The 3,369-nt window shown below is 56.5% G+C and carries 3 protein-coding genes and 1 pseudogene; 3 read left to right on the top strand and 1 reads right to left on the bottom strand.

Translation table 11 applies throughout. The features are described from left to right. The 3 genes from ccsA to BG52_RS13870 form a co-directional block, all read left to right on the top strand. Positions 1 to 299: cytochrome c biogenesis protein CcsA (gene ccsA, locus BG52_RS13880; protein WP_036667510.1), on the top strand; the 299-nt coding region annotated here is incomplete at its 5' end. A 37-nt stretch (positions 300 to 336) separates the two neighbouring features. Then, positions 337 to 1,053, top strand: a complete 717-nt coding sequence (locus BG52_RS13875; RefSeq protein ID WP_036585923.1) for a response regulator transcription factor — start codon at positions 337 to 339, stop codon at positions 1,051 to 1,053. Then, positions 1,054 to 2,514 carry an ATP-binding protein gene (locus tag BG52_RS13870; RefSeq protein ID WP_036585925.1) on the top strand — a complete coding sequence of 487 codons (1,461 nt, stop codon included), beginning with the start codon at positions 1,054 to 1,056 and terminating at the stop codon, positions 2,512 to 2,514. It abuts the gene before it with no gap. A 108-nt stretch (positions 2,515 to 2,622) separates the two neighbouring features. On the opposite strand, the pseudogene BG52_RS13865 reads toward BG52_RS13870, so the two are convergent. Then, positions 2,623 to 3,258, bottom strand: a pseudogene (locus tag BG52_RS13865) (IS630 family transposase); the annotation flags it as partial. Positions 3,259 to 3,369 lie beyond the last annotated feature (111 nt).

Raw genomic sequence — 3,369 nt, 5'->3', positions numbered from 1 at the left:
ATGAAATTACGTACCGGTCGATCGCCATCGGCTTTCCCGTGTTCACGCTTGGCGCGCTTATCTTCGCGATGATTTGGGCCGAGCAGGCATGGGGTCGATTCTGGGGATGGGACCCAAAGGAAGTATGGGCGCTCATCACCTGGCTGTTCTACAGCGCATATTTGCATTTGCGGTTGTCGCGCGGCTGGCAGGGGATGCGGTCCGCTTGGCTCGCGGTGATCGGTTTTATCGTGGTCATGTTTACGCTTGTCGGGGTTAACCTTATTATCGCCGGTCTGCATTCGTACGCCGGGGTATAACGATTTAGACGGGATGCAAAAGGAGAGTTGGTGCGCAATGTCCGAGCATATTCACCGCATACTGGTTGTCGATGACGAGGAACGGATTCGCCGTCTCCTGAAAATGTATTTGGAGAAGGAAGGTTATGTGATCGAGGAAGCGGAGGACGGCGAACAGGCGCTCCGGCTGGCCACGGTCATCGACTATGATCTTATTCTGCTGGATCTCATGCTTCCCGGCATCGACGGGATCGAGGTATGCGCAAGGCTGAGACAGTTCAAGGCAACGCCGGTCATCATGCTGACGGCCAAGGGTGAGGAAATGAACCGGGTACAGGGCTTTGAAGTCGGGGCCGATGATTACGTCGTTAAGCCATTCAGCCCCCGCGAGGTCATTTATCGGGTCAAAGCGATTCTGAGACGCTCTTCGGCGACGGCGTTCCTTACTAAAGAAGCGAATTCCAGCAACAACATCGTTTTTCCTCATCTGGTCATCGAGCATGACGCGCACCGCGTCAGCGCCGGTGGGCAAGAAGTGAGCCTGACGCCAAAGGAGTATGAGCTGCTGCATTATTTGGCCGTTTCTCCGGACAAGGTGTTCTCCCGCGAGGATCTGCTGAAGGATGTGTGGAATTACGAGTTTTTTGGCGACCTCCGGACGGTGGACACGCATGTGAAGCGGCTGCGCGAGAAGCTGAACAAGGTGTCGGCAGAGGCGGCTTCGATGATTACAACCGTTTGGGGCGTCGGCTACAAGCTAGAGGTCCCGAAATAAATGATGTTCCGTTTTCTGCGCAGCGTCGTTGGCAAGCTTTGGGCGACTATCATGGTGCTGGTCGCCGTCGTTCTGGTCATCGTCGGCATTTTCCTGATGCATTATATCGATGTTACCTTCAACAACTCCCAGTATCAGGTCAAGGTGCTGTTCATCATCACGGGGATCACCGGGTTTTCGCTGACGACATTTTTCGCTTTTTTCCTGTCGTTCAAAATTACCCAGCCGCTGATTCAGCTGAAGAAGGCGGCCGATTTGATCGCGCAGGGCGAATACCGGACGCGGGTGCCGATCCGCTCGACCGATGAGATCGGCGAGCTGGCTGGCACGTTCAACCATATGGCCGGCGAGGTCGATAAGCTGATCCGCGATCTCCAGCATGAGAAAGACCATCTTTCCAGCGTCCTCCGCAGCATGGCCGATGCGGTTGTCACGTTCGACGCATCGGGCAGCGTTATCCTGACGAATCCGGAGGGCGACGGCATTATGGAACGGTGGGGCGGTCTGGAGTGGGAGCGGGACGGCATGTTGACGAGCAAGCCTTACGGGGCCGTGCCCGGGCCGCTCTATGAGCAATTCCGCACGGTTCTGCGGCAAGGCCGCGACCAGCATGGGAAAGTTCATGTGTTGAATGAGGTTTGGTCGGTGGCGATGGCTCCGCTGAAGTCGAAGGAGAGCATCCGCGGAGCGGTGGCGGTGCTGCGGAACGTGACGGAAGAGTCGCGGCTGGAGAAGCTGCGCCGGGATTTTGTCGCCAACGTGTCGCACGAAATACGCACGCCGCTGTCGATGCTGCAGGGCTACAGCGAAGCGCTCATGGATGATATCGCAGCGTCGCCGGAAGAGCGGAACGAGCTTGTGCAGGTCATCCATGACGAATCGCTCCGCATGGGCAGGCTGGTGAAGGATCTGCTGGATTTGGCGCGGATGGAGGCCGGTCACCTGGAGATGAAGCATGACCGGGTTGATGTGGCGGCGATCGTCAAACGCGTCCACCGGAAATTTTCCGTGTACGCGAAGGAGAGGGGGATCCGGTTCCGGTACGGGCTGCCTCCGACGGCGGTCGACCTGGAGGACGCCGACGAGGACCGGCTGGAGCAGGTACTGACCAATCTGCTGGACAATGCGCTGCGCCACACCTCCGAGGGCGCCGAAATTGTAGTGGAAGCCGCACTCGTTTCGCTCAAAGGCAGGCCGTTCGTCAAGCTGACCGTTCATGATGAAGGGCAGGGCATCCCGGCCGAGGACATCCCGTATATTTTCGAACGGTTTTATAAGGCCGACAAGGCCCGCACGCGCGGCGGAAGCTCGGGCACAGGCCTGGGACTCGCCATCGTCAAAAACATCGTTGAGTCGCACCGCGGCTCGATCGAGGCGTCAAGCATCGTGGGGAAAGGGACGACCTTTACGCTGCTGCTTCCTGTCGAAGCGCCGAAGGCGCTGTCCAAGCCCCCCGAATGATCGCATTTATTCTTGTTGGTCGTGAAACAATTTATAACGCCAATTCGCTTAAGGCGCACCCCCAGGGTGTGCTTTTTTTAGTGCGGCGTGCCCAGAGGCACGCATCTTCTAGCCGGTGAAAGTCCGGTCACAGGAGGGGCCAAGCCCCTGTGTAGCGAGGATACCTGCGGACACTAGTACCGTATCAATCCTTAAATCGTGGGTACCCAAACATTGGCTTGTCATGACGCTGAGTTCGATCTCTGCGATGTTCAACCAGCTGCCGTGTTTCGGCGTATAATGAATCTCCAACCGTTTGGCTAAGCGACGAGCCGTTTCCGGATCAAAAGCCTGATAGAGAGAGGCGACGGAATGCGTATTCAGGTTGTCCATGACCAGCTTTATTTTCGGAACTGCAGGGTAGTGGACCTCCAACCATTCCTTCACTTGCTCCGCCCAGTCGATCCGAGTCCGTTGTTCGCGTACCGCCACATGGCGCCAACCCATCAAGGGCTCCGTGAAGATGAAAATACTGCAGGTTCCGTTCCGGACATACTCGCTATCCTCACGTCGTGGTTTCGCAAGTTTCATGGGGATCGGCTGTCTGGCCTCGTCCAGTAATTGATAGGGCTCTTCGTCCATACAAATGACCGGACAATCGGCATCGTAGGGCTGCTGGTACACATCCAGAACATCTTCCATAGCTGCAAAAAACGCAGCATTCTGCTCGGGTGGAATACACCAGCATTTACGAAGATGAGGTTTGAGTTCGTTTTTTTAAGACTTGTCTGACGCTCTCGTGAGAGATGCTGTCGATGTATTTCAGTTCCACCGCCCGCTCGGCCAGTAGTTCCAGTGTCCACCGGCTTCTACCGT

The sequence above is a fragment of the Paenibacillus darwinianus genome, from assembly GCF_000598065.1.
GTDB lineage: Bacteria > Bacillota > Bacilli > Paenibacillales > Paenibacillaceae > Paenibacillus_I > Paenibacillus_I darwinianus.
Note: the sequence above shows the minus strand (reverse complement) of the source record. Positions and strands in the feature narration are given on the sequence as shown.